Origin of the sequence: Nocardia sp. NPDC051570, from assembly GCF_044454005.1 — a bacterium.
Taxonomy (GTDB): Bacteria; Actinomycetota; Actinomycetes; order Mycobacteriales; family Mycobacteriaceae; genus Nocardia.
In genome coordinates this window covers 1,937-3,058 of record NZ_JBITDI010000056.1, presented here as the reverse complement: position 1 = coordinate 3,058, position 1,122 = coordinate 1,937, and the positions used below count along the sequence as shown (strand labels likewise).

The 1,122-nt window shown below is 54.7% G+C and carries 1 rRNA gene (running past one end of the window); it reads right to left on the bottom strand.

Going from position 1 to position 1,122, the window contains the following annotated elements:
- Positions 1-983: ribosomal RNA gene (locus ACIA76_RS43530) — 23S ribosomal RNA — on the bottom strand; it reaches 2,235 nt to the left of the window's first position.
- Positions 984-1,122: the final 139 nt, after the last annotated feature.

The window sequence follows — 1,122 nt, the reverse complement described above, 5'->3', positions numbered from 1 at the left end:
CTTAGGCCATCCAGTAGCTCTACCTCCAGGGTGAAACACGCGACGCTGCACCTAAATGCATTTCGGGGAGAACCAGCTATCACGGAGTTTGATTGGCCTTTCACCCCTACCCACAGCTCATCCCCTCAGTTTTCAACCTAAGTGGGTTCGGGCCTCCACGACGTCTTACCGTCGCTTCACCCTGGCCATGGGTAGATCACTCCGCTTCGGGTCCATAGCATGCGACTCAGGCGCCCTATTCGGACTCGCTTTCGCTACGGCTACCCCACACGGGTTAACCTCGCCACATACCGATGACTCGCAGGCTCATTCTTCAAAAGGCACGCCATCACCCCACACACCACAAGGATGCGAAGGCTCTGACGGATTGTAAGCGCACGGTTTCAGGCACTATTTCACTCCCCTCCCGGGGTACTTTTCACCTTTCCCTCACGGTACTAGTCCGCTATCGGTCACCAGGTAGTATTCAGGCTTACCGGGTGGTCCCGGCAGATTCACAGCAGATTTCACGGGCCCGCTGCTACTCGGGAGCATTTCACAAGAGCCAAGATGTTTTCGTCTACCGGACTCTCACCGTCTACGGTTGGCCATCCCAGACCAATTCGACTAACAACTTGGTTTCTGACTCTCGCCCAGCTCGGCAGAACTGAGAAGAAATGTCCCACAACCCCGCATAGACAACGACTGCCGCCTATCACATCTACACGGTTTAGCCTCATCCGCTTTCGCTCGCCACTACTCACGGAATCACTATTGTTTTCTCTTCCTGTGGGTACTGAGATGTTTCACTTCCCCACGTTCCCTCCACACACCCTATATATTCAGATGCGGGTGACACGACATCACTCGTGCCGGGTTTCCCCATTCGGACATCCTCGGATCTCAGCTCGGTTGACAGCTCCCCGAGGCTTATCGCAGCCTCCTACGTCCTTCATCGGCTCCTGGTGCCAAGGCATCCACCGTACGCCCTTAAACACTTACAAACAAAGATGCTCGCGTCCACTGTGCAGTTCTCAAACAACACACAAGACTCCAACCACACTGCAGCACCAGCACCCTCAACAAAGAGAATCGGTATGACTGCGGGCCGAGCCCTGTCGTTAATTCGCCTAGAAAGAACGT